Raw genomic sequence first — 24040 nt, 5'->3', positions numbered from 1 at the left:
ATAAGCTGGATACACCCCGACCGGGTGGACTTTGCCGCCTGGGCCAGTTCCGGCAGCGGACTCGCGGGCCCGGCCGTCCGCCCGGTTCGCGCGCCTGCGCAGGCTGCGGCGACCGAGGTCGCGCGTGAAGGGCCGGATCCGGGAGCCCGCGGATCTGCGGCCGGGGGGCGTCGGTCACGGCGAGCCGGGCGAAATCGGGAGAACCGCCGCTTCGCCGCGCGACTGCGCCGGATTCAGAGGTAGCACGCGCTGACGAAACCGGTGATCGAGGTGCGCCGGTTCTTGATTTCGAACCATTCCGAATTGTTCGACCCGTCCGCGCAGCGAATGGCCTCGCCGGGCACCGAGCGGAGGATCGACGCGCGGTCGCCGGGGCTGCCCGAACCGCGTGCGTCGGAGCTGGTGCCGGGTGCCGAGCGGATCCGCACGCCTGGCTCCGCGAAGTCGCTGACCCGCGTCTGATCTGCGGTCTTCGCCAGCGCGTCCCGGATTCCGGCGGCGATGGTGCCCAGCTGCGCGCCGAGTCCGGACAGCGGGATCGCGGCGGCGACGAACGCGCTCAGCAGCGCATTGCGAATGGCGGTGCGCATCGTGTCCCCCCACTTCCGCCCGCCGGGACGCCCATTTCCCCCTGCTATTGCCGGGACGATCTCCTTCGAGCGGGTAGAACTCCATTTTATGGAGAATTCCGGGGGCCCGGCAGTATCCGATTGGGTAGAGCGAATTCGTGCCCAGCGCCCGGACTTCCAGTGACCGTGCGCGACCGCTTCAGGCCGCCGCGCACCACCTGTGGGGGAGCTTCGGTGCGCGCACGACGGTGCGTGCCGGGAACGCCGGAGGCCCCAGGACCGGGCAGTCCTGGGGCCTCCGGCGGTAGCTGCGTCAGCCGACTCGCGAGCCGATGCCGGTCAGCGACCGGACCTCCATCTCCGCGCGGCGCTCCTCGTCCACCTCGTCGCGGCCACCGAGGAAGGTGCCGATGATGCCGCAGATGAACGAGATCGGGATGGACACGATGCCGGGGTTCTTCAGCGGGAAGAACGCGAAGTCCACACCCGGCAGGATCGAGTCCGGCGCACCGGAGACCACCGGCGAGAAGATCACCAGCAGCAGGCAGGAGCTCAGGCCGCCGTAGATGCCCCACAGCGTGCCGCGGGTGTTGAACCGCCTCCAGAACAGCGAGTACAGCAGCGTGGAGAGGTTCGCCGAGGCCGCGAAGGCGAAGGCCAGGCCGACCAGGAACGCGATGTTCTGGCCGTTGACCACGATGCCGCCGAGGATCGACGCCCCGCCGATGACCAGCGCGGTCATCCGCGCCACCTTCACCACGTCGTCGGAGTCGACGTCGCCGCGGCGGATCACGTTGGCGTAGATGTCGTGCGCGAACGACGCCGACGCGGTCAGCGTCAGGCCGGCGACCACCGCCAGGATCGTGGCGAAGGCGACCGCGGCGACGATGCCCAGCAGCACGGTGCCGCCGATGCGGTAGGCCAGCAGCGGCGCCGCGGAGTTCTCCGCACCGGGCGCGGACTGGATGGCCTCGGTGCCCACCAGCGCGGCCGCGCCGTAGCCGATGATCAGCGTGCAGATGTAGAAGGCCGCGACGACCCAGATCGCCCAGGCCACCGAGCGGCGCGCTTCGCGGGCGTCGGGCACGGTGTAGAAGCGCATCAGCACGTGGGGCAGGCCGCCGACGCCGAGCACCAGGGCCAGCGACAGCGACACGAAGTCCAGCTGGGTCAGCTCGGACTTCCCGTACTGCACGCCGGGGGCGAAGATCTCCCGGCCGTTCGGGTTGTTCTCCGCGGCCCGCAGCAGCAGGTCGGTCATGCTGTAGCCGAACTTGCCGAGCAGGAAGATGGTGATCAGGGCGACGCACAGCAGCAGCATCGCGGCCTTGATGATCTGCACCCAGGTGGTGCCCTTCATGCCGCCGACCAGCACGTAGACCATCATCACCAGGCCGACCACCGCGATCACCAGCGCCTGGCCGAACGCGCTGTGCACGTCGAGCAGCAGGGCGACCAGACCGCCCGCACCGGCCATCTGGGCGATCATGTAGATGATCGTGATGGCCAGCGTGGAGGCGGCCGCGGCCGCGCGCACCGGGCGCTGGCGCATCCGGAAGCTGAGCACGTCGCCCATGGTGAAGCGGCCGGTGTTGCGCATCCGCTCGGCCACCAGCAGCAGGTTGATCAGCCAGGCGACCAGGAAGCCGATGGAGTAGAGGAAGCCGTCGTAGCCGTAGACCGCGATGGCCCCGGCGATGCCCAGGAACGAGGCCGCGGACAGGTAGTCGCCGGAGAGCGCGATGCCGTTCTGCGCACCGCTGAACGAGCTGCCCGCGACGAAGTAGTCGCTGGAGCTGCCGCGGCTGCTCACCCGGTACACGATGAACAGCGTGATCAGCACGAACGCCGCGAAGACGGAGGTGTTGATGATCGCGCTGTCGGCGGGGATCAGCTGCTGGTCGTTCATCGCTGGAGATCTCCCGCGTCCTGTCGGAGCTCGTCGACCTTCGGATCGATGTGGCGGCGCGCGAACCGCAGGTAGAGCATGGTCAGCCCGACCGTGGTGACGAACTGGGCGACGCCCAGGACCAGGCCGACGTTGATCTCCCCGATGAGCGGGCGAGCCATGAATTCCCGGGCGTAGGCGGCGACCGCCACGTAGCCGATGTACCAGATCAGGAAAAACGCCGTCGCCGGGAAAACGAACCATTTCAGTCGCCGACGCAGCGCCCGGAATTCCGGGCTCTCCTCGATCGTCCTGAAATCGAGGCGTTCCGGGGTGGCTCGAACCGCGCTCTTGTCGATTCCTCCGAAGGCCGACCGCGGATTTCCGGGCTGGTCACCTGGGCTGCCGCGCAGCGCGGATTGCGTTGCGTTGCTCATGCTTCCTTCCTGGAACTTCGCGGTGGGCCCGCCGGGCGCGCGCGGGCGGCGGAGGCGGGGAATTCTAACCACTTCCCGCGCCGGATCAACAGTGTGGTGATCACCACGCGGGCCGTTGTTTTCCAGGGTCTCAGGTGGGCTCGGCGGGCCTGCACCGGGATCGTGGTTACTGTCTGGTACTGCCAGGTCAACGCCTCGAAAGCGCTGGTGGGATCTGATTCACCAGGCTTTTCGCCGCGGAGTGGGCGGCGAGGTGGCCGCAACTCTAGGCTGAACGAGTGAAAACGGTGGCGGTTCTTCGCCGACTTCGACCACTGGGCGTGACATCCGCTGTTTGTCGTAGTCGAATGGTAAAAAGCCCCCGGTACTATCCCGCCACCAGGGGCTTATAGTGCTTGGGCAGCGAAAGACAGCCGCTGACGGGAGAGGTAACGGTTCGGTACCGGTGTCGCAAATGCACCGGCCGGAGATGCTATTGGTGACGCTGAGTGCCGCCGGAGCCCCATCGGTACAGCGCAGTACCGGATGGTGTTTCTCGGCGCCCGGAGCCACCCGACCGCAGCTGGATTTCACCCCCGACCGCCCAGACGACGATTGCGGGACCGCACGCATGCGCCGTTCTCCAACCCATTGTTCGCCCGACAGGCTCCGAACCGCCATCGACCAGCGCGGAGTCCCGAGCTCGACGCCAGGAGGGCGCTCGTGAGCGAGGGGAAGTTCGGGCGGCTCCGCAGCGCCGTGGTCCAGTGGCGCAACTGGTCCCTGCCGGTGAAGCTCGGCGCCGTCGTCCTGGTCCCGGTCATCTTCGCGATCACGCTCGGCATCGGGCAGATCCGGTGGCAGGTCGACCGGGCCGCCGAGTTCGGCCGCGTCGAGGAAGTCCTGGACGCGGTGGACCGGATCGAACCGCTGGTCGACGGGCTGCAGCGGGAGCGCAACAGCGCCGTCGAGTTCCTGGTCGGTGACGGCGACGCCGGTGCCGTCGACCAGGAGGCCGCCACGGTGGACCGCGCAATGGGCGAGGTCGGCGAGGTCATCGCCTCGACCGACGCTTTCGGCCCGGTCGTCGCGGACCGCTACCGCGAGCTCCGGCCGCGGTTCGACGAGCTCGCTGCGCTGCGCCAGCAGGTGCACGACCACCGGCTGCGGGCCGACCAGGCCATCGGCGCCTACAGCGACGTGATCAACTCGGTGATGTCGCTGAACCGCGCGCTGACCGGCAGCGTCGCCGACCGGAGCCTGTCCAGCACGGCGTTCGCGATGCAGGACATGCTGGCTCTGGTCGAAGAGGTCCGGCTGCAGCAGGCGTGGGTGCTGACCGGCCTGAGCGAGGGCAGTCTCCAACCGCAGGCGCTGGACAGCCTGCAGGGATCCCGAGCCCGGCTGCTGGGGAAGATCATCGACGCCCGCGCGACGGTCGCGGCGCACTGGCAGCAGCGGCTGGACGAAACGCTGCTCACCCGCCCCATCGTGGAACGCAACCAGATGCTGGCCGCGCTGCTGAAGGAGAGCACCGACGGCATCTACAGCGGCGGGTACTCGGTCACGCAGGACGCCTGGAACCGGGGCAGCGACGCATCCGTCCAGACGATCAACGACGGTCGCGATGAACTCGCCGCCGAGGTGCGGACGATCGCCTCGCAGCTGGAGAACGAGGCCAGCGACGCGGCGGGCTGGGACTCCGTGCTGCTGCTCTCGGCGCTGATCATCGCCGCCGCGATCATCATCATGATCGCCCGCCAGCTGCTCGGCTCGCTGCGCGAACTGCGCACCAGCGCGCTCGACGCGGCCGACTACGAGCTGCCCGCCGCCGTCGACGCGATCCGGCAGGGCAACCGCGCCGATGCCGCGGTGAGCCCGGTTCCGATCGACACCACCGACGAGGTCGGGCAGGTGGCCCGCGCCTTCGACGAGGTGAACGAGCAGGCGCTGCGCCTCGCGGTCGAGCAGGCGGACCTGCGGCGCGGGTACAACGACATGTTCGTCAGCGTGTCCCGGCGCAGCCAGAGCCTGCTGGAGCGGCAGCTGCGGCTGTTCGAGGAGCTGGAGCAGGACGAGGAGGACCCCGACCAGCTCGCGCGCCTCTTCCAGCTGGACCACCTGGCCACCCGGATGCGCCGCAACAACGAGAACCTGATGGTGCTCTCCGGCCACGACCTGGCGCGGCGGTTCACCCAGCCCACCGACCTGGCCGACGTCCTGCGCGCCGCCGTCTCCGAGATCGAGCAGTATCCGCGCGTGATGGTGCAGCCACCGCCGGCGGTGAAGCTGCGCGGCCACACCGCCAGCGACCTGGTGCGCCTGGTGGCCGAACTGCTGGACAACGCGGCGAACTTCTCCGCCCCGGACACCACGGTGACGGTGTCCAGCTACCAGGCCGGCGACGGCACCGTGGTGCTCGACGTGCTCGACCAGGGCATCGGCATGGGCGATGCGGAGCTGGAGCGGGCCAACGAGCGGTTGGCCTCGGTCGACGAGGACGACCTCGCCACCTCCCGCCGGATGGGGCTGTTCGTGGCCGGGCGCCTGGCGGTGCGGCACGGCGTCGGCGTCGAACTGCACGGCGGCCCGGACGTCGAAGGGGTCCGCGCGACCGTCATGATCCCGGCCGAGCACGTCGTGTCGGTCGAGCCCGGCCCGGTGCTGCCCGCCGCACCGCAGCTCAGCGGCCGCAACGGCCACGCGCACACCGACCTGCCGACCTCCGGTGAGCTGCCGCGCCGGACGCCGGCGGAGAAATCGCCCTGGCAGGAGCCGGGGCCGTCGAGCCTGTTCGAATCGCACACCCCGGAACCGGAGGAATCGCCGACGGCGCACCTGTTCGACGCGCCGCTGGACATCCCGCAGCAACCGCGGGCGGTTCCCGGTGAATTCGACTGGCCAGGCGTCGAACCGCCCGCCGAACGGCCGGAGGAGGAGCCGCCCATCTTCGAGGAAGCCTCCACCCAGTGGTTCCAACCAGCGAGTGAGAAGGCGCAGTCCGAGACCGGTGAGTTCAGCTGGCCCGGGGCGCAGGACGCGGCCGACGACTTCCCATCGGCCGCCGCCCCGCAGCCGGAACCGCCGTCGCTCACCGATTCCGGGCTGCCGCGCCGCACCCCGCGGGGTGCGGCCGAACCGGACGCCAAGCCGTCCCGGAGCGCCGAGGACATCAGCCGCAGGCTGGCCCAGAACGGGGTCCAGTTCGGCGGTTCCACGGACTCCCGGCTCAGTCCGGTCGAACCCGAACCGTGGATCCCGCACGATCCCGGTGCCGACGACGCGTGGAACTTCGCCGCCGACAAGGCGCGCGAGGCGGCCGAGGCGGCGGCGAACCCGCAGCCGGGCTCGTTCACGCAGGCCGGGCTGCCGCGCCGCACTCCCAAGGCGCACCTGGTTCCGGGTAGCGTGGCGAATTCGGAGCCGACCAGCACCGGGACGTTCCAGCGCGACGCGGACAGGCTCCGCGGCAGGCTGGCGGACTTCCAGAGCGGTGTCAGCCGCGGTCGGCATCGAGCAACCGACGAGGATTGACATGGTGTCCGCAGCGCGAAGGCGTGATCACCTCGGCGACGAACAGGAGGTTGCATGACTGCTCAGATGATTTCCCGCAGGTTCGGCTGGCTGATCACCGACTTCACCGAGCGCGTGGCCGGTGTGGCGCACGCGATCGTGGTCTCCGCCGATGGACTGGTGCTGACCGCTTCGGCGACCCTGCCCCGTGACCGGGCCGATCAGCTGGCCGCGGTCGCATCGGGGCTGCTGAGCCTCACCCAGGGTTCGGCGAAGTGCTTCGAGGCCGGTCGCGTCGTCCAGACCATCGTGGAGATGGAGCGCGGCACGCTGCTGCAGATGGGCATCAGCGACGGCTCCTGCCTGACCGTGCTCGCCGCTCCGCAGTGCGACATGGGGTTGATCGCCTACGAGATGACCATGCTCGTGGAGCGCGTCGGCCAGATGCTGACCCCGGAGATCCGCTCGCAGCTGCAAGGCTCGACCGGCGCACTCGTGTGAGGATGCGATGAGCAGGAGATCGGATTACCCGGCACGGGGGCGAAGACGCGACAGCAGCGGTGACAACGGCTTCGCCGACGTCGTCAACGGTTTCAGCTTCGGCAGCGGAAAGCGGAAGCGCAAGGAGCGCGCCGAACCGGAGCGGTACGATGATCAACAAGATGAGCGGTACGAGGTCCCTGCGGAGTCCTATCCGGACGAGCCGGTCGAGGAGCCCGCTGCACCGGCCGCGTCGAGCATCCGCTCTTACACCTGGACCGGTGGACGGACCCGGTCCACCCACAAGCTGGAACTGGAAACCCTCGTTTCGGTCGGTGAGGGCTACCAGCAGGGCACCGCGGTGCGGCTGGAGCACCAGTCGATCGCCGAGCTGTGCCAACAACCCCGATCGGTCGCGGAAGTGGGGGCGCTGTTGTCCGTGCCGATCGGGGTGGCCCGCGTGCTGCTGGCCGACATGGCCGAACTGGGGTTGATCACCGTGCACCAGACGGTGAGCGAAAGCGGTAGCGCACCACACATGGTGTTGATGGAAAGGGTTTTGAGTGGACTCCGTCGGCTATAGCGCGCCCCGGCTCGGCTCCCCGCCGGAGCCCGTCGGCACCACGTCGACCTCGGCGAAGATCGTGGTGGCCGGTGGCTTCGGCGTCGGCAAGACGACCTTCGTCGGTTCGGTGTCGGAGATCGTGCCGCTGACCACCGAGGCGGTGATGACCGAGGCCAGCCGCGGTGTTGACGACCTGGGCGCGACGCCGAACAAGCAGACCACCACGGTGGCGATGGACTTCGGCCGCATCACGCTGGCCTCGGACCTGATCCTGTACCTGTTCGGCACCCCCGGTCAGCAGCGGTTCTGGTTCATGTGGGACGACCTGGTCAAGGGCGCGATCGGCGCGGTCGTGCTGGTGGACACCCGGCGGCTGGCCGACTCGTTCTCGGCGATCGACTTCTTCGAGGACCGCGGCCTGCCCTACCTGGTCGGGGTGAACCTCTTCGACGGGAAGATGCTGCACTCCATCGACCAGGTCCGCGAGGCCATGGCGATCGGCCCGGACGTGCCGATCGGCCCGTGCGACGCCCGCGACCGCGAATCGACCAAGCGCACGTTGATCGCGTTAGTGGAGCACGCGATGCGCCACTGGACTTCCCGCCAGATAGGGTGAGTCCCCTGCTGAAGCTTCCAGGCTCGTTCTGCGTGGCGGAACCTCAGCGCGCCTGGCTCCTGGCTGTTCTCGCCAGGCGAACGCTGAGAACCCGCGGCGGTGCCGGTTGCGGCCGGTGAGTCGTCACGGCTGCGGCCACGAACCGGGATGAAGAGAGCCTGTCGCGAAGAAAACGGCCCGTGCACCTGGTGCGCGGGCCGTTCGCTGTTCAGCGTGGTCAGGGCTTGCGGGCCACTCCGCCGAGGAGGTTGTGGGCTTCGGCGCTGGGCCTGCGCAGGAGCGGGCCGTCGGGCCACCAGTCGAAGAGGTAGGTCAGGCCCGGTTCGATCATCTCCAGGCCGCGGAACATGGCGGCGATCTCCTCGCGGCGGCGGTAGTAGCAGCTGCCCATCATCTCGTTGAAGCGCGCCTGGGACGCGACCGCGAGTTCGGCGTGGGCGCTGCCGTCGTCCGGGTTGAACAGGTGCGAGATCGCGACGTAGGAGCCCGGCGCGAGCGCGTCGACGTAGGCCTGCATGATCCGGTTCGGGTCCTCGCCGTCGGTCACGTGGTGCAGCGTGTTGCACTGGATCAGCCCGACCGGCCGGCTCAGGTCCAGGTGCTTGGTGACCATCGGATCGCTCAGGATGGCCGCCGGGTCGCGGAGATCGCCCATCGCGAAGTGGGTGTACTCGTTCTCCTCCAGCAGCGCGCGGCCGTGCGCGGCGACCGACGGGTCGTTGTCCACGTAGACGACCTTGGCCTCGGCGTTGAGCCGCTGCGCCGCCTGGTGCGTGTTCTCCGCGGTGGGCAGGCCGGATCCCAGGTCGAGGAACTGGTCGATCTCGGCGCCACCGGCCATGAACCGGACGACGCGGATCAGCCAGGCCCGGCAGAGCCTGCCGACCTCGATGGCCTCCGGGGCGATCTGCTGGATCTGCCGGAGGACTTGGCGGTCCACCTCGAAGTTGTCCTTGCCGCCGACGAATGCGTCGTAGACCCGAGCGATGCTGGGCTTGGTCGTGTCGATCTGCGGCCGGTCAACGTCTGCCATGGAGTGGGTCCGCTCGGTCCGGGGTGGAAACGATCTAGCCCAGGGTAGGTCCCCGGGTTCGTTCGGTAAACACCTATCACTCCGCGTCCACGACGATGTTCACGGACTGTTCAACGCCATCGGGCTCGGCGAACGCCAGCAACCGGCGGCCCTCCTCGGCGAGGGCCTCGGCATCGGGCAGCGCCCGGTAGGCGGTGATGTGCAGCGTCGCGGCGTCCCGTTCGCGGGTGATCTGCCAGGTGCCGTGCAGGAACCCGTCCACCAGGATCGTCCCGGGCAGCACCGCGTTCTTCACGCTGAACAGGCGCTTGCGGTCCTCCGGCGACATGACGCGGCTGCGGTCGTGGTGGGAGAGCAGCAGGTTGTCGAACGGCGGCAGGAAGCGCGGCGGGCTCGGCAGTTCCGGATCCGCGAGCTCGGCACCGGGGAGGTCGAGCAGCTCGCGACCGCTCTCGTCGCGGAAGCCGCGCAGGTCCATCCCGCGCACCACGTCCTTCAGCCCGCGCAGCCCGGACCAGGTCTGCATGTCCGCGACGGTGGCCGGGCCGAACGCCGCGAGGTAGCGGCGGAGCACCTCGTCGACCGAGGCCGAATCGGCGAGCGGGCGGCCGAGCCAGGTCTCGGCGGTGGCGTAGACCGGCTGACCGCTGCGCCCCCAGATCGCGCGCGGCGGGATCTGCACCAGCGGCAACAGGTTCCGCACCGCGAACGCCAGCGCCGCAGGCGACCGGTCGGGCCAGCGCTCGGCGAGCAGCGGCCGCAGCTGGGCCGCGCTGCGGGGCTGCTCGTCCAGCAGCTTGCGGCCGACGGCGGTGAGTTCGTCCTCGTCGAGCCCGACGAGCTCGCTGCGGTGCTGGGTGTTGCTGCGCACGCCGCGGTCCAGCAACGGCTGCACCATCGGCCGCAGCAGCAAGCAGTCCTCGGCGGAGACGAGGTGCACCGTGCCGCGCATCAGCACGATGCGGACCACGCTGCGGTCCAGCAGCCGCTGGGCCAGATCGTCGGGCTGGAAGCCGGACAGCCGCGTCCACAGCCCGAAGTAGGGCGGGAACGGTGCTTGCGCCTGCATTCCGACCAGGTGCTCCACGGCCTCGACCGCGGACTTCCCGGATCGGCGCAGCAGCAGCTGCCGCTGCAGCGTCGTGCGGTTGAGCTGGCGCTGGGTCAGGACGGGCACTGGTCCGCCTCTCCGCGATTCACAGTGGTGGTTGCGTTGGGCGTTGATGTGGCGTTTTGCGGTTTCTTGTGGCTGGGTTGCGTCAGGTTCCCCTGGGGTGCGATTGAGATGTGGCTGCGGTTGGCACGAAGTCGCTCATCGCTCCTCCTTCCGCCTCCGAGACCGTACGTGGGCGCACCGACATGCGGCGGTGGCAGACTTACCGCGATGAGCGGAGCGGTTTTGGTCCTCGGGGGCCGCAGTGAGATCGGCATGGCGGTGGCCGAGCGCCTGGTCAAGCAGGGCCACACCAAGGTCGTGCTGGCCGCGCGGCGGTCGGCGGACCTCGACGCCGAGGAAGCGGTGCTCCGCCAGGTGGGCGCGACCGAGGTGGCGCGGGCGGAGTTCGACGCGGACGACGTGAGCAGCCACGACGAACTGCTGCGCGGCATCGTCGACGAGCACGGGCCGATCGAGGTCGCGGTGACGGCCTTCGGCCTGCTCGGCGACCAGGAGCGCGCGGAACGCGACGCGGCGCACGCGATCCAGATCGTGCACACCGACTACGTCGCGCACATCAGCGTGCTGACGCACCTGGCGAACCTGATGCGGGAGCGGGGCAGCGGCCGGATCGTGGTGTTCTCGTCGGTGGCCGGGGTACGGGTGCGCCGCGCGAACTACGTGTACGGATCGGCGAAGGCCGGGCTCGACGGGTTCGCCAGCGGGCTGTCGGACGCGCTGGTCGGCAGCGGTGTGGAACTGCTGATCGTGCGGCCCGGTTTCGTCATCGGGCGGATGACCACCGGCATGAGCCCGGCGCCGTGGTCGAGCACGCCGGATCAGGTCGCGGACGCGACCGTCAAGGCGCTGCGGCGCGGCCGCAGAGTGGTGTGGGTGCCGCCGATCCTGCGCTGGGTGTTCGCGGTGATGCGCCTGGTGCCGCAGGCCATCTGGCGCCGCATGCCGCGCTGATCACGCGAGGCCGGCGGTTCGGGCGTCGATCGCGAGGAGGTCGCGGAGCGCGGTGGTGCCGGTGGCGGTGAGGCGCACCGCGCGGCCGGTTCCGATCTTCTTGATCCAGCCGTTGGTGCGGAAGCTGCGCAGCAGGTGCGCTCCGGCGGTGCCCGCCAGGTGGGAGCGGCGCTCGGTCCAGTCCAGGCAGGGCCGGGCCAGCGGGCGCCGGTTGCTCCGGAGATCCGCCTCCGCTATCCCCAGGTCGCCGGTCAACCAGCTGAAACCGGTGTCGGTGATGGCGAATCCATCGCTCTGGTCGAGCAGTCCGGCCGCCGTCATAGCGTCGGTGATCGTCACGCCGAGGCGACCGGCCAGGTGGTCGTAGCAGGTGCGGCCGTTGGCGAGCGCCGCCGATGCGCTGACCGCGCGCAGGCCGGTCGGCGGTTTCCGGGCCGGGCCGAGGTGGCTGATGAACGCTTCGAGGAGATCCGCCGCCTGCGTGTTCGCCAGCTGCACGTAGCGGTGCCGTCCCTGGCGGCGCTCGGCGAGCAGCCCGCCCTCCACCAGCCGGTTCAGGTGTTCGCTGGCCGTCGACGCCGCGACTCCGGCGTGCCCGGCGAGCTCGGTCGCCGTCCACGCCCGCCCGTCGAGCAGCGCCAGGCAGAAGGCAGCCCGTGTCGGGTCGGCGAGCAGCGCGGCGAGCCGGGCCACGTCGCGTTCGATTGTCATGCGTTGTCCCGCCTCTCCGCGATGTTCGCGTTCGGGGTCGATCTTGCGCTGCGCGGTTTCCCGTGGCCGGGTCGCGTCACGGTCCCCTGCGGTGCGGTTGGCACAGCCATTCTGCCGCGAGGACACTTCGGTGAGCGCCGAACCGTTGCGGTTCTACCGTGGTGGCATGTCGGGAGAATTCCACGCACTCCACCGGTCGGAATCGCCGCTGCTGCTGCCGAACGCCTGGGACTTCGGCTCCGCCGCCGCGCTCGTCGCCGAGGGCTTCGACGCGATCGGCACCACCAGCCTCGGAGTGGCCGTCGCGCACGGCGAGCCGGACGCGGCCGGGCGCACCCGCGCGCAGACGGTCGAACTCGCCAGGCGGCTGGTCGAGCTGCCCCGCCCGATCAGCGTCGACATCGAGCTGGGCTTCGGCGCTCCGGCCGAGGTCGCCGAAGAGCTCGCCGAGCTCGGCGTCGCCGGGATCAACCTGGAGGACGGTCTGGGCGATCCCGGGCGCCGGCAGGAGCTCATCGGCGAGGTGAAGCGGCGCGCTCCCGATCTCTTCCTCAACGCGCGCACCGACACGTACTGGCTCGGCACGGCGCCCTCGCTCAGCGACACGATCGATCGCGCAGCCCGCTACGCGGCGGCCGGTGCGGACGGCATCTTCGTGCCGGGCATGACCGCGGCCGAGGACATCCGCGCGCTGGTGGACGCGGTCCGGCTGCCGGTCAACATCCTCTTCCAGCCCGGTATGGACCTCGGGGAACTCGCCGCGCTCGGCGTGCGGCGAGTGAGCATGGGCTCGCTGCTGTACCGCGCGGCTCTGCACGGCGCGATCACGACCGCTCGCGCCGTCCGCGATGGCTCGCCCGTGGCAGCGGGTGTACCTGGTTACTCGGCCGTGCAGGACTACGTCGGAGGCCTGCGCCGGGGCTCCGGTGGCTTCCAGTGACCGCCGTCGGGCCCGGTCGGGCGCGTCACGCCTGCGCCGAGGTAGTTGCGGAACCAGTCGGCGGCCAGCTCCGCGACCCGCTCCAGCGCGCCGGGCTCCTCGAACAGGTGACCGGCGTGCGGCACGATCTCGATCTTGACGTCGGTCAGCGGTAGCGCGGTGAGCAGCTCGACCGCCTGCCGGTTGAGGTTGAGCACCTCGCGGTCGTCACCGCCGACGATCAGCAGCGTCGGGGCCTGCACCGAGTCCAGGCCGGTTCCGGCCAGGTCGGGACGGCCCCCGCGCGACACCACCGCGGTGACGCGGTCCGGTCGGCGCCCGGCGGCCTTCAGCGCGGCGGCCGCGCCGGTGCTGGCGCCGAACAGCCCGATCGGCATGCCCCGGGTGGCCGACCAGGCGTTCAGCTCGTCGATCGCGGGCACCAGCCGTTCGGTGAGCAGGTCGATGTCGAAGCGGAGTTCCTGCGTCCGCTGGTCGAACTTGGCCTCCTCGGGAGTGAGCAGGTCGAGCAGCATGGTGCCGAACCCGGCGCTCTGCAGGGATTCGGCGACGGCGCGGTTGCGGGGGCTGTGCCGGGAACTCCCGGAACCGTGCGCGAACAGAACCACCGCCCGGGCAGGCGGTGGCACGACCAGATCCCCCTCGAGCTCGCCCGCGGGGGTCTTGACGATCACCGGCTCGGTCGCGACTTGAACCATGTGAGCCTCCTCGGATTCCGCAGGCTCCGACTACCCCGGAGCGCGGAACCCGACACGTGGCGGGGCCTGCGCCGCGCGGGGCCGGATGCGATTTCAATGGAAATCAGACCTCTGATTTCCATTGAAATCGCGGAGAGGCATCCACAACCGTCGGTGTGTCGTGGGGTGACACGCCGGTGATCCGCAACTTCCATTGAAATCGCCGGTCTGATTTCCATTGAAATTGCGGTCCACCCACCTCGGCGGTGTCAGGGAGGTCCGGTGATCACCAGTCCGCGTCGCGGGTGGTGGCGTTGCCGAGGGTCATCGCCAGGCGGTTGGTCCAGGCCGTCATCGCCGCCACCGCGATCAGCTCGCGGACGCCTTCGACGCTCAGACCGACCGCGCGCAGGCGGCCGATGTGCTCGGCGGTCAGCGCCGTCGGCGTGGGGGCCAGCGCGGCGGCCGCGTCGACGATGGCGCGCTGGCGCTGGTCGGGCACCGCTGCCGGGCCGGCCTCCGCCAGCGCCACCGAGGTCACGAGGTCGTCGGAGAGCTCGACCTGGCGTCGGCCGTGGACACCGGAGGACAGCGCGCACCCGGTGCGCAGGGACGCGGCGAGCGCGGCCAGCTCCCGCTCGGCGGCGGCCAGCTCACCCGGGTCGGTCATGATCGCGTTGTAGAGCTTGCTGCACGCCTCCAGGGCTTCCGGGTCGTGCTGCAGCGCCACGTCGAAGGAGTCCGCTTCCACCCACGGCACCCAGCGCATCTGCGGGAACGCCTCGCCGGGCGTCGGCAGTTCGCAGCCGTCCGCGGTCGATCCGACGGCGATGGTGTTCGCCGGTTCCGCGCACGGCCCGGCGTCGGACTCCTCGACCAGCTGCAGCCCGCGCAGCAACCGGATCCGGAAGCTGGTGGCCGCCACCACCTGGGCGGCCGCCACGACCTGGGCCGTGCTGAAGCCCTGCGCCCGCAGCTCGCCGATCTCGGCGACGCTCACGTCGGCCGGGTCCAGCGCGACCTGCTCGCAGTGCGCGAGCAGCGCCTGCTGCGCCTCGGACAGCTCGGCCCAGCGCTCGGTGTCCCGGACGACCTCGGCGGATCCCTCGCCCGCCAGCGCATCGAGCTCCGCCGCCAGTTCGTCGTCCGGCTGGTCGTTCACCAGCGCGACGCGCAGCGCGATCCGGGCCCGGTCGGCCCGGTCCAGGGCGGTCAGGTCGGCAGGGCGGAGCACGGCGACGTCGACGTTCGCGGTCAGCTCGCGCACGTCCGGTCGGAGCACGGCCAGCACCGCGTCGGCGCGGACACTGCTTGCGGTCGTCATAAGCATCCTCGTCCGGTTGAACGGCTTTCCGCGGGTAGTTTCCACGGCCTGCGCGTCCGGGTGATCACTAGGGGTCCCAGCCCTCGGCGAGGGTGACCGCGCGGCAGGCGAGGTGCAGCGCCAGGCGTTCGTCGCGGTGGCCGAGGTCGACCGCGAGTAGCCGTTCGATCCGCTCGATGCGCGCGGCGACCGTGTTGCGGTGCACGCCGAGGACCGCGGCGGTCTCCGCGATGGACGACTCGGCGTCCAGGTAGGCGGCGAGGGTGCGGATCAGGTCGCCGGGTTGGCCGCGCAGCGGTGCGATGAGCGTGCGGGCCGCGGGTTCGAAGGTGTCGGTGCGGGTCCACTCCAGCAGCAGCTGGGCCATGCCGAGCTGGTCGACGTGCAGGAAGCGGCCCGATTCGGGGCGGGTGCGGGCCATCCGCGCGGCGTCGGTGGCTTCGGCGATCGTGGTCGCCAGCCCTTCCGCCTGCGGGTGCGGGCGGCCGACTCCCACGTGCACGTCCAGGGTTCGCCGGAGTTCGCGGGTGGCGGCGCGCAGCTGCGCGGCCAGCGACCGCACGCGGTCGGCCGTGGGTTCCTGCTCGGAGGTCGCCCAGCCGGTCCAGCCGTCGCCGTGCTCGACCACCACGGCACCGACGCCTTCGGCGCGCAGCACCCGCTCGACCTCCCGGCTGCGCGCCACGGTGTCCACAGCGGACTGCGTGCCGATGCGGATCCCGATGTGCCAGCCGCCGAGGCTCCAGCCCGCGTCGGCCGCGCGTCGGCGCAGGTCGGCGGTGGGCTCGTCGTCCAGGCGGAGGAGGTCGGCGAGCAGCGCGGCCCGGGACCGGGCGTCGCGCTCCAGCTCGATCCGGTTGGTGAGCAGCCAGCGCTGCACCGCAGCGGCGGCGACCGACAGCGCCGGTGGCACGACGTCGGCGCGGGCCGCGCTGCGGTCGGCCAGCTCGGTGGCCAGCCACAGCGCCGGGCGCGTCGTGTCCAGCAGCAGCACCGGGTGCGCCAGGAGGACGCCTTCGCCGAGCCGGGTGCGTTGCGGAACCGGTTCGTGCACGCGGACTTCGGTCGCGTGGGGGAGTTCTCCGGCGATCAGCGCGCCGCTGTCGTCGAGCAGGGCGACCGGTGCGTCCAGCAGGTCGTGCAAGGTCGTGACGACCTCCTCGGGCGGCCGGACGCGCGCGCCGAGCGCGTCGTGGACGGCCAGCACCAGGTCCGCGCGGTCGAGCGCCGGAGCGGCGAGCAGCATCCGGGCCGAGATCAGCAGGTCCAGCGGAGCTGCGGTCGAGGTCAGCAGCGCGACGTTCAACCGTTCGGCGAGCAGGCGGGTGGATTCCAGCAGACCGCCTTCCGGCAGCAGCAACCCGGCGCCGCCCGCGTCGGCGATCCGGCGGAGCAGCGCGTCGACGCGCCAGTCGGTGGCGGGGATCGGCTGGACCACCACCACGAGCTCGCCGGGTTCGATGGAGCGGTCGTGCGCCATGGGCCGGGCCAGGCGCACGAGCCGGTCCACGTCACCGGCCAGGACCCGGACCGACTCGCGCCAATCCGGCACCGCGAGCAGGCGGTGGACGCTGATGGTCATCGCCGCACCTCCAGCAGGACGGGGTCGCAGTCGATGCCGTAGGCGCGCGGCGCCAGCACCTGGAGGCGGCGCGGATCGGTCCAGAACCCGGCGGCGGGCAGCTGCAGGACGGCGACCTCGACGCCCCGGCGGATGACGTCGCAGAGGACGGGCACGCCGGTGCGGTGGTCGAGCACCGCGAGGACGTCCGGCGTGGACGCCACCGGCTCTCCGTCGCGCATCGCGAACAGGTACTCGTTCTCCATCTCCAGCCGGAGCAGCGACTGGGTCCGGTGGTCCCGCACCGTCGCGCTGCCGCGGGCGAACCCGGCCCGGCCGTGCTCGCCGGGGCCCGGACGCCGCGACACCTCCACCACCCGGCCGAGCCCGAGCACCCGGCCGCCGGTGGCCGCCGCGAGTTCCTCGGCATCCGCCGAGAGCGCTTGCCTGCCGAGGGAGAGCGCGGCGCTCATGGTGCCCGGGATCGCGCATTCCGGCAGCTCGGAAGCGGGGATCGGGGCCAGGGCGAGGACCGCCCAGCCTCCGGAACCGGCGAGGAAGGCGCGCGCGGTCCGCTCCACCTCGATCGAGGTCCCCTCGGCGAGGACGAGCACCTGCCCGCCCGGCTCGGCCAGCACGACCGGCGTCAGGCCCTTGCCCGCGGCGGCGACGGAGAGCTGGTCGAGGCGGGGCACGCCGCGCCCGGAGAGATCCGCGTCCACCACCGGAAGCCCCAGCTGACCGCCCACGACCAGCGGCACGACCCCGTTGAGCCCGCCGACCTCGATCGAGACCAGCGCGTCGGCGCGGTGACCGGTCCACCGCTCGATCGCGGCCAGGGCGGCCCGGAACTCCGCGCCGCTGGGCAGCTTCTCGGCGAACACCGCGGTCGCCCCGATCACCCCGATCGGCACCACCCGGGCATCGCCGGACAGCTCGCCGACCGGTGTGAGCGCGGTCCGGTGGCCGGCGGCGAGCCGACCGCGCAGCAGCGCGGTGGCGGTGACGGTGTCGCCGCCACCACCGGAGCCGAGCAGCGAGACGCCCCGCTCCAGCGCGGGCACGTCCGCAAGGCCGATCTGCACGCACACAGCCTGCCCCATCAGCGCAAACCCGGCGCAGACGGCCTCAGCGAACGGCCTTGACCCGGTAGACCAGCACCGCGCCGGCGATCGCGATGACCGAGGCGGTGGTGTAGAGCGCCGGGTATCCGCCGAGGTGCGCGACGATCGGCGCGGCGACGGCCGGGGCCAGCACCTGGGGGAGCGCGTTGGCGATGTTGACCAGCCCGAGGTCCTTGCCGCGGTCCAGCGCGGCCGGGAGCACCTGGGTGATCAAAGCGAAGTCGACGGAGGTGTACGTGCCGAACCCGATGCCGAGGACCAGCGCCGCGACGACCGCGCCCGTCCAGGTCTGCCAGCCCGCGAGCAGGAAACCGGCGACGGCCATGATCACGCCGGACCAGGCGACGAAGGCGCGTCGGTTGGCCACCCGGTCCGACCAGATCCCGGTGACCATCACCGAGACCAGCACGGTCACCGCGTTGATCGCGGTCAGGACCAGCACGCCCCCGCCCGGATCGGGCAGGCGGACCGCGTCCTTCAGGTAGAACAGCAGGTACAGCAGCGTGATCGCGTTGCTGAGGTTGATCAGGAAGCGGGTCAGCCAGGCCCACGCGAAGTCGCGGTGGCGGGTCGGGTCGAGCCGGAACCCGGCGAAGAACGCGCGCCGGTTCCACGGCGGGCGCAGCTGCGCCGGCAGCACCCGGTCCCGCCGCAGCAGCACGTACGGCACCGGCGCGAGCAGGACGAACACCGCGCACGCGAGGTATCCGCCGACGATCCCGCCGCCCGCGACCGCGAGGCCGGTACCGGCCATGATCCCGATCGTCTGCGCGACGCCGAAGTACCCGCCCGCGGTGCCGCGGTGCCGCAGCGGCACCTGATCCGGGATGGCGGCCGACAGCGCGGCGAACGGCGCGTTGAGCGCCGTCTGCACCAGGCACCACCCGGCGATCATGCCCACCACGCCCTGCGCCGCGGCCATCAGCAGCAGCCCGGCGACTCCGCCGAGCGTGCCCGCCACCACCCACGGGATCCTCCGGCCGAAGCGGGAAGCGGTGCGGTCCGAGAGCGCGCCCCACAGCGGGTTGGCCAGCATCGAGAACAGCGCGCCGATCCCGGCCGCGAACGCGAGCACGGCTTCCTTGCTCCCGGGGGCGAACGCGTCGGCCTGCTTCGCGAGCAGGATCTGCAACGGCCCGTACCAGCCGACGAAGGTGCCGACCGTGGCCAGCGAGAAGGCCAGCACCCAGCGGATCGGCACCCGTTCGGTCGGTTCGCCGAGGCCGTCCGCGGTCATCGCGAGGCGGCGATCCGGTCGCGGTACCAGCCGAACGACGTCTTCGGGGTGCGCCGCTGGGTCGCGTAGTCGACGTGCACCAGCCCGAACCGCTTGGTGTGGCCCTCGGCCCACTCGAAGTTGTCCAGCAGCGACCACACGTAGTACCCGCGCACGTCCACTCCGGCGTTCATCGCCGCGCGCACCGCTGCCAGGTGCTCGTCCAGGTACACGACGCGTTCCAGGTCGTCGCACCTGCCTTCGGCGTCGACGGTGTCGTCGTAGGCGCAACCGTTCTCGGTGATCACCAGCGGCGGGAGGTGTTCGGCGTAGCGCTCGTGCAGCGTCGTCAGGACCTCGGTGAGCCCCTCCGGGGCGACGGCCCAGCCGAACGCGGTGCGCGGGTAGCCCTGCGGCGCGAGGACTTCGAGGGGCACCGGGCCCTCGGCGGCCCGGACCGAGTTGATCGAGTAGTAGTTGACGCCCCACAGGTCCGGCGGTGTGTGGATGACCGCCAGGTCGCCCTCCTCGACGAACGGTTCGACGAGCGGTTCGAGCTCCGCCGGATACCGGCCGAGCAGCACGGGATCGGTGAACAGCCGGTTCTGCAGGACGTCGTAGAGCGCGGCGGCGTCGCGGTCGGCGTCCGAGCCGGTGTGCGGGCGTGCCGGTGCGTAGCTGGTGATCCCCATCAGCCGACCGCGCTCCCGGAGCACCTGCGCGGCGCGGCCACCGGCCAGCAGCAGGTGGTGCACGACCCCGGCCGCCTCGTCCAGCGGCAGGGTCAGCCCCGGCGCGTGCTCACCGGTCACGTGCCCGAGCGCGAAGTGCTCGAACATCTCGTTGATCGTGGACCAGGTGCCGACCCGGTCGCCCAGCCGTGCGGCGACGATCTGCGCGTAGTCGGCGAATCGCTCGACGGTGTCCCGCTCCCGCCAGCCGCCCGCGTCCTGCGACCACTGCGGCAGGTCCCAGTGGAAGAGGTTCACCGCCGGGCTGATCCCGTTGTCCGCCAAGCAGTCCAGCAACCGGTCGTAGAAGTCGAGCCCGGCCGGGTTCGGCCTTCCGGAGGCGTCGGGGACGACTCTCGACCAGGACACCGACAGCCGGTAGGAGTCGATTCCGAGGTCGGCCATCAGCGCCACGTCCTCGGCGAACCGGTGGTAGTGGTCGCACGCGACGTCCCCGTTGGAGCCGTCCGCCGTGGTGCCCGCCGCGCGGGCGAAGGTGTCCCAGACCGACGGGGTGCGCCCGTCCTCGCTCGCAGCGCCCTCGACCTGGTAGGCCGATGCGGCCACGCCCCAGGTGAAGTCAGGTGGAAAGCCCGCCATGAACCGCTCCTCCACGTCAAAAACATGAAGACAATTCGGGTTCAGTCAGGGTGTCCCGGCCACCAGCCCGAGTCAAGGGCGAGTTCGGTGCTCGCGGGTGGCGGTGGTGCGTTCGGCCACCGCCACCCGCGAGGATCAGGGGGCGACGAGCTCCTCGACCGGGCGGAAGTCGTGCGGGAGCCCGAAGGCCGCCGGGCCGAAGACCGCCAGGGCCTCCGGGGTGCGCATCAGCTCCGGCGTGGAGATGCCGATGACCGTGATCCGCTGTCCGTAGCGCAGGGATTCGGTGGTGATCGGTTCGGCCTGCTCGGCGTCCAGCACGCACACCAGGTCCGGGACCACGCAACGCACCTCGCCGTCGACCAGCGCCACCAGGTTCTCGTTCTGGAACTCCAGCTCCAGCTCGTGCTCGCCGTCGAAGGACACCGCCGCCGCGCGCCCGCGCGCGAAACCGGCCTCGGTGCGCCGCTCGACGTCCGAGACCTTGCCCCGGAACAGCACCCGCAGGTGCCCGTACAAGGTGCCCTTCAGCACCTCGCCGAGGTGCGCGACCGGATCGGCGTTGCGCTCGCGGGCCTCGCGGATGGCCTTGCCGACGGTGTGCGCCAGCGTGAGGGTGCGCGGGATGGCGGTGCGCTTCACGTCCGCACCGCTCATCGAGTACTCGGCGATGTGCGCGACCCCGCCCAGGCGGATGGTGACGCCGCGCGCCAGCCACTCCATCCGGGCGTTGTCGGCACCCGCGTCGATCACCGCCGTTTCGCCGCGCTCACCGGCGACCGCCATCGGCGACCCGGTCACGCCGTAGACCCCGAAGGTCTCCATCTGCAGTTCCGGGAACGCGCGGCCCATGCCGTCGGCGTCCACCACCGGCAGGCCGGTGCGGGCGGCCACCACCAGCGGGATCATCGAGTTGATCCCGCCGCACTCGATCGGCATCGTCGCCGTCGCCTTGGCCCCGAGGTGGGTCTCCAGCGCGCGCAGCGCGGTGACCGGTTCCTCGCCGCTCGGGATCTTCTCGTGCACCACCGTGGGCGCGCCCATCTGCGCCGTCGGGATCACCAGCGCGTCGTCGTCCACTTCGGACGGATCGAGCACGGTGATGGGCCCGGACTCGCGGATCGCCTGCTGCACCAGCAACCGGCCCACGTACGGGTCGCCGCCGCCCCCGGTGCCCAGCACGGCCGCGCCGCGGGCCAGGTCGGTCAGGTGCTCCTCGGTCAGCTGCCAGCTCACTGCCGGACCCCCACCGGGTCGATGTCGTAGCCGAAGTAGCGCGGCCCGGCCAGCTCCAGCCCGGCCGGGGTGTGCCAGCGCGGATCGGCGGGCGCGGCGATGATCGCGACCCGCTGGCCGAAGCGCATCGCCTCGGTGGTGATCGCCTCGCCGGATTCCCGGTCCAGGGTGCAGATCAGGTCCGGGACCGAGGCCAGCACCGTGCCGTCGCGCTCGGCGACGAGGTGCTCGTTCTGGAACCGCAGCACCAGCTCGGTGCCGCTGTCGCCGTCCATGCCGACCAACCGCGCGTCACCGCGGGCGAAACCGGACACGGTGCGCCGCGAGACGTCGACGACCTTGCCGGTGAACAGCCGCCGCCCGCCCAACCGCTCGACCACGGCGTCCACCGGGTCGCGGTGCTCGGCCTGCGCGGTGCGCACCAGCCGACCCAGCTCCGCGCACAGCGTCAGGGTGCCCGGCACCAGGGACTCGCGGGCCTGTCCGCCGGTCATCGCGAAGCTGCTGATCATCGCCGAGCAGCCCATGTCGATGGTGACGCTGCGGGCCAGCCGCTCCGCCCAGTGGTTGTCCACGGTGTCCAGCACACCGCGGTTGCCCTTCTCGTCGGCGATGGCCATCGGCGTGGCCTTGATGCCGTACAGCGTGGGCAGCACCATCTGGATCTCGGGGAACGCGCGCCCCATGCCGTCCGCGTCGATCAGCGGCAGGCCCAGCTGCGCCGCGGCGGCCACCGGGATCAGCGAGTTGACCCCGCCCGCCTCGGCGCACGCGATGTGCGTGAGCTCCTGGCCGAGGTAGTCGGCGAGGGTGCGGGCGGCCAGGCCGATCTGCTCGATCGACGGCAGCTTCTCGACCATCACGGTCGGCGCGCCCATCATCGCCACCGGCAGCACCGCGGCGTCCGGCGGCACTTCCTCCAGCGGTGTCAGGGAAACCGGGCCGTGCTCGCGCAGCGAGGCACCGGCCAGCAGCCGGCCGATGTGCGGGTCGCCGCCACCGCCGGTGCCCAGGATGGCCGCGCCGCGGGCGATGTCGTCCAGGTCGGACAGTGCGATCTCGCGCATGCTCACGCCTCCAGCTGCAGGTCGCCGACGGCCTTCACCCGGATCCGGGTCGCGTTGCCCGGCAGGTACGGGATGGGCACCTCGTCGAAGTCCACGATGTCCACGGTGGACGGACTCGCGCCCGCGGCCACCGCCCGGTCGACCGCTTCCTGCTTGGCCTCGTCGACCACCGAATCGCGGCGGCCCGGCTCGATCGCGTACACCCGGTCCACCTCGCCGCCGATCTGCGCGATCGCGGCGCCGATGGCGTTGGCCACCGCGTAGTTCTCCGGCCGGTGCACCTCGCCCGCATCGCCCAGCTCGTCCGGCAGCAGCACCGAACCACCGCCGACGGCGACCACCGGCAGCGGTTCGGCGGAAGTCCGCATCCGCTCGACCGCGTCGGCGTTGTCCGCGGCGATGCGCTCCAGCGCCGCCCGGACCACGTCCTTGTCCAGGTGCTCGACCAGTTCGGGATCGCCGATCTCGGCGCGCCCGGCGGCCACCGCGATGTCCGTGGCGGTCAGCGTGTCACCGCCGAACACCAAGGCCTTCGAGGTCAGCTGGTAGCCCACCGACTCCGGGCCGACGGTCCCGCCGCGCACCAGGCTGCCGCCGCCGATGCCGATCGACAGCACGTCCGGCATCCGGAAGTTGGTGCGGATCCCGGCGACGCTCACCGCGGTGGTCGCCTCGCGCGGGAAGCCCTGGTTGAGCACGCCCACATCGCTGGTGGTGCCGCCGACGTCGATCACCGCGCAGGTGTCCAGCCCGGAGAGCACGGCGGCGCCGCGCATCGAGTTGGTCGGGCCGGAGGCGAACGTCGCCACCGGGTAGCGGCGGGCGAAGTCGACGTCCATCAGGGTGCCGTCGTTCTGGCTCAGGTACAGCGGCGCGGTGATGCCCGCACCGGCCACCGAGGTGGCCAGGCCGTCCACGATGTTGGCCGCCAGCTCCCGCAGCGCGGCGTTGATGACCGTGGCGTTCTCCCGCTCCAGCAGACCGATCCGGCCGATCTCGTGGGACAGTGAGATCGCCACGTCCGGCAGCTCGGCGGCGATCAGCTCCGCGGCGCGCTGCTCGAAGTCGTGGTTGACCGGGGAGAACACCGAGGTGATCGCGACGCTGCGCACCCCGTTGCGGCCCATGTCGTCGATGGCCTTGCGCAGTTCGGCCTCGTCCAGCTCGGCGATGTGCCGCCCGTCGAACTCGTGCCCGCCGTGGCACAGGTAGCTGCGCCCGGACACGGCCTCGACCAAGCGCTGCGGCCAGTCGACCATCGGCGGCAGCGACGCACCGGCGGGCAGGCTGAGTCGCACCGCGGCGGTGGGAGCGAGCCGGCGGGCCTCGACGAGGGCGTTGATGAAGTGCGTGGTGCCGATCATCACCGCGCGCACCCCGGCGGGGTCGAACGCGTGCTGCCGCTGGAGACCGTCGATGGCCGCGACGATCCCGGAGGTGACGTCGGTGGTGGTGCTCATCTTCACGGCGGCGAGCACCTCGGTGCCGTCCAGCAGGACGGCGTCGGTGTTGGTGCCGCCAACGTCAATACCGATGCGCAAGTCGGAACTCCTTCGTGGGTCTTCCATGCTCGTTCTGCTTGGCGGTGCGGGTGGCGGAACCTCAGAGCTTCCCTGGACTGCGGGTGCCCAGCCTTATGTATGAC

General features: G+C 71.3%; 21 protein-coding genes. 6 read left to right on the top strand and 15 right to left on the bottom strand.

Annotated features, from left to right (window positions below; all coding sequences use genetic code 11):
* Window positions 1-233 precede the first annotated feature (233 nt).
* The 3 genes from C4T78_RS20050 to C4T78_RS20040 form a co-directional block, all read right to left on the bottom strand.
* Complete coding sequence (locus tag C4T78_RS20050) at window positions 234-590, bottom strand: SH3 domain-containing protein (protein WP_093349897.1); 357 nt, start codon at window positions 588-590, stop codon at window positions 234-236.
* A gap of 292 nt (window positions 591-882) precedes the next feature.
* Window positions 883-2478 carry a monocarboxylic acid transporter gene (locus C4T78_RS20045; protein ID WP_093349895.1) on the bottom strand — a complete coding sequence of 532 codons (1596 nt, stop codon included), beginning with the start codon at window positions 2476-2478 and terminating at the stop codon, window positions 883-885.
* Entirely contained in the window at window positions 2475-2894 is a 420-nt protein-coding gene (locus C4T78_RS20040; protein ID WP_093155921.1) for a DUF485 domain-containing protein, read from the bottom strand. Before C4T78_RS20040 ends, C4T78_RS20045 begins: the two co-directional genes overlap by 4 nt.
* 702 nt (window positions 2895-3596) lie before the next feature.
* Between C4T78_RS20040 and C4T78_RS20035 the strand changes: the two genes are divergently transcribed.
* Genes C4T78_RS20035 through C4T78_RS20020 form a run of 4 tightly spaced genes read left to right on the top strand, consistent with a single transcriptional unit; the run spans window position 3597 to window position 8047 of the window.
* Window positions 3597-6407, top strand: a complete 2811-nt coding sequence (locus C4T78_RS20035; protein ID WP_093349892.1) for a sensor histidine kinase — start codon at window positions 3597-3599, stop codon at window positions 6405-6407.
* A 54-nt stretch (window positions 6408-6461) separates the two neighbouring features.
* The gene (locus tag C4T78_RS20030; RefSeq protein WP_093155918.1) at window positions 6462-6887 is read left to right on the top strand and encodes a roadblock/LC7 domain-containing protein; all 426 of its coding nucleotides are present in this window, start codon (window positions 6462-6464) and stop codon (window positions 6885-6887) included.
* A gap of 7 nt (window positions 6888-6894) precedes the next feature.
* Window positions 6895-7449, top strand: coding sequence for a DUF742 domain-containing protein (locus C4T78_RS20025; protein WP_093349890.1), 555 nt, complete (start codon window positions 6895-6897; stop codon window positions 7447-7449).
* Window positions 7430-8047, top strand: a complete 618-nt coding sequence (locus tag C4T78_RS20020; RefSeq protein ID WP_093349887.1) for a GTP-binding protein — start codon at window positions 7430-7432, stop codon at window positions 8045-8047. Before C4T78_RS20025 ends, C4T78_RS20020 begins: the two co-directional genes overlap by 20 nt.
* A 217-nt stretch (window positions 8048-8264) precedes the next feature.
* Here the strand turns inward: C4T78_RS20020 and C4T78_RS20015 are convergent, their stop codons facing one another.
* Together C4T78_RS20015 and C4T78_RS20010 are read right to left on the bottom strand one after the other, a co-directional pair.
* A complete protein-coding gene (locus C4T78_RS20015; RefSeq protein WP_093349885.1) occupies window positions 8265-9080 on the bottom strand; it encodes an SAM-dependent methyltransferase in 816 nt (271 codons plus the stop codon).
* 76 nt (window positions 9081-9156) lie between these two features.
* Window positions 9157-10257, bottom strand: coding sequence for a winged helix DNA-binding domain-containing protein (locus C4T78_RS20010; RefSeq protein WP_093349882.1), 1101 nt, complete (start codon window positions 10255-10257; stop codon window positions 9157-9159).
* Between the two features lie 207 nt (window positions 10258-10464).
* On the opposite strand from C4T78_RS20010, the gene dprE2 reads away from it, so the two are divergent.
* Window positions 10465-11208 carry a decaprenylphospho-beta-D-erythro-pentofuranosid-2-ulose 2-reductase gene (gene dprE2, locus C4T78_RS20005; protein WP_093349880.1) on the top strand — a complete coding sequence of 248 codons (744 nt, stop codon included), beginning with the start codon at window positions 10465-10467 and terminating at the stop codon, window positions 11206-11208.
* Here the strand turns inward: dprE2 and C4T78_RS20000 are convergent, their stop codons facing one another.
* Complete coding sequence (locus C4T78_RS20000) at window positions 11209-11919, bottom strand: ArsR/SmtB family transcription factor (RefSeq protein ID WP_093349877.1); 711 nt, start codon at window positions 11917-11919, stop codon at window positions 11209-11211. It lies immediately after the preceding gene.
* 166 nt (window positions 11920-12085) lie between these two features.
* Between C4T78_RS20000 and C4T78_RS19995 the strand changes: the two genes are divergently transcribed.
* Entirely contained in the window at window positions 12086-12859 is a 774-nt protein-coding gene (locus C4T78_RS19995; protein ID WP_093350185.1) for an isocitrate lyase/PEP mutase family protein, read from the top strand.
* Here C4T78_RS19995 and C4T78_RS19990 read toward each other — a convergent pair.
* From C4T78_RS19990 to C4T78_RS19950, 9 genes are all read right to left on the bottom strand, one after another.
* On the bottom strand, window positions 12817-13557 hold the full coding sequence (locus tag C4T78_RS19990; RefSeq protein ID WP_093349874.1) for a dienelactone hydrolase family protein: 741 nt from the start codon (window positions 13555-13557) through the stop codon (window positions 12817-12819). The two genes, C4T78_RS19995 and C4T78_RS19990, sit on opposite strands and share 43 nt — an antisense overlap.
* Window positions 13558-13822: 265 nt before the next feature.
* Window positions 13823-14860 carry a peroxidase-related enzyme gene (locus tag C4T78_RS19985; RefSeq protein WP_093349872.1) on the bottom strand — a complete coding sequence of 346 codons (1038 nt, stop codon included), beginning with the start codon at window positions 14858-14860 and terminating at the stop codon, window positions 13823-13825.
* A 67-nt stretch (window positions 14861-14927) separates the two neighbouring features.
* The gene (locus tag C4T78_RS19980; protein ID WP_093349869.1) at window positions 14928-16442 is read right to left on the bottom strand and encodes a PucR family transcriptional regulator; all 1515 of its coding nucleotides are present in this window, start codon (window positions 16440-16442) and stop codon (window positions 14928-14930) included.
* Window positions 16439-17506 (bottom strand): S-methyl thiohydantoin desulfurase family protein, encoded by a 1068-nt coding sequence (locus C4T78_RS19975; RefSeq protein WP_177247503.1) that lies wholly within the window; start codon window positions 17504-17506, stop codon window positions 16439-16441. Before C4T78_RS19975 ends, C4T78_RS19980 begins: the two co-directional genes overlap by 4 nt.
* 43 nt (window positions 17507-17549) lie before the next feature.
* Window positions 17550-18782: an MFS transporter gene (locus tag C4T78_RS19970; RefSeq protein ID WP_093349867.1), complete on the bottom strand. Its 1233-nt coding sequence runs from the start codon at window positions 18780-18782 to the stop codon at window positions 17550-17552.
* Window positions 18779-20092, bottom strand: coding sequence for a GH1 family beta-glucosidase (locus C4T78_RS19965; RefSeq protein WP_093350179.1), 1314 nt, complete (start codon window positions 20090-20092; stop codon window positions 18779-18781). Before C4T78_RS19965 ends, C4T78_RS19970 begins: the two co-directional genes overlap by 4 nt.
* Window positions 20093-20227: 135 nt before the next feature.
* Window positions 20228-21328, bottom strand: coding sequence for an S-methyl thiohydantoin desulfurase family protein (locus C4T78_RS19960; RefSeq protein ID WP_093349864.1), 1101 nt, complete (start codon window positions 21326-21328; stop codon window positions 20228-20230).
* Window positions 21325-22395, bottom strand: coding sequence for an S-methyl thiohydantoin desulfurase family protein (locus tag C4T78_RS19955; RefSeq protein WP_177247502.1), 1071 nt, complete (start codon window positions 22393-22395; stop codon window positions 21325-21327). Before C4T78_RS19955 ends, C4T78_RS19960 begins: the two co-directional genes overlap by 4 nt.
* Window positions 22396-22397: 2 nt before the next feature.
* A complete protein-coding gene (locus C4T78_RS19950; RefSeq protein ID WP_093349859.1) occupies window positions 22398-23936 on the bottom strand; it encodes a hydantoinase/oxoprolinase N-terminal domain-containing protein in 1539 nt (512 codons plus the stop codon).
* Between the last annotated feature and the right edge of the window lie 104 nt (window positions 23937-24040).

Origin of the sequence: Saccharopolyspora kobensis (assembly GCF_900108315.1) — a bacterium.
Lineage (GTDB): Bacteria > Actinomycetota > Actinomycetes > Mycobacteriales > Pseudonocardiaceae > Saccharopolyspora > Saccharopolyspora kobensis.
The sequence above is the reverse complement of the archived record's forward strand: the minus strand, read 5'-3'. Positions and strand labels throughout refer to the sequence as shown.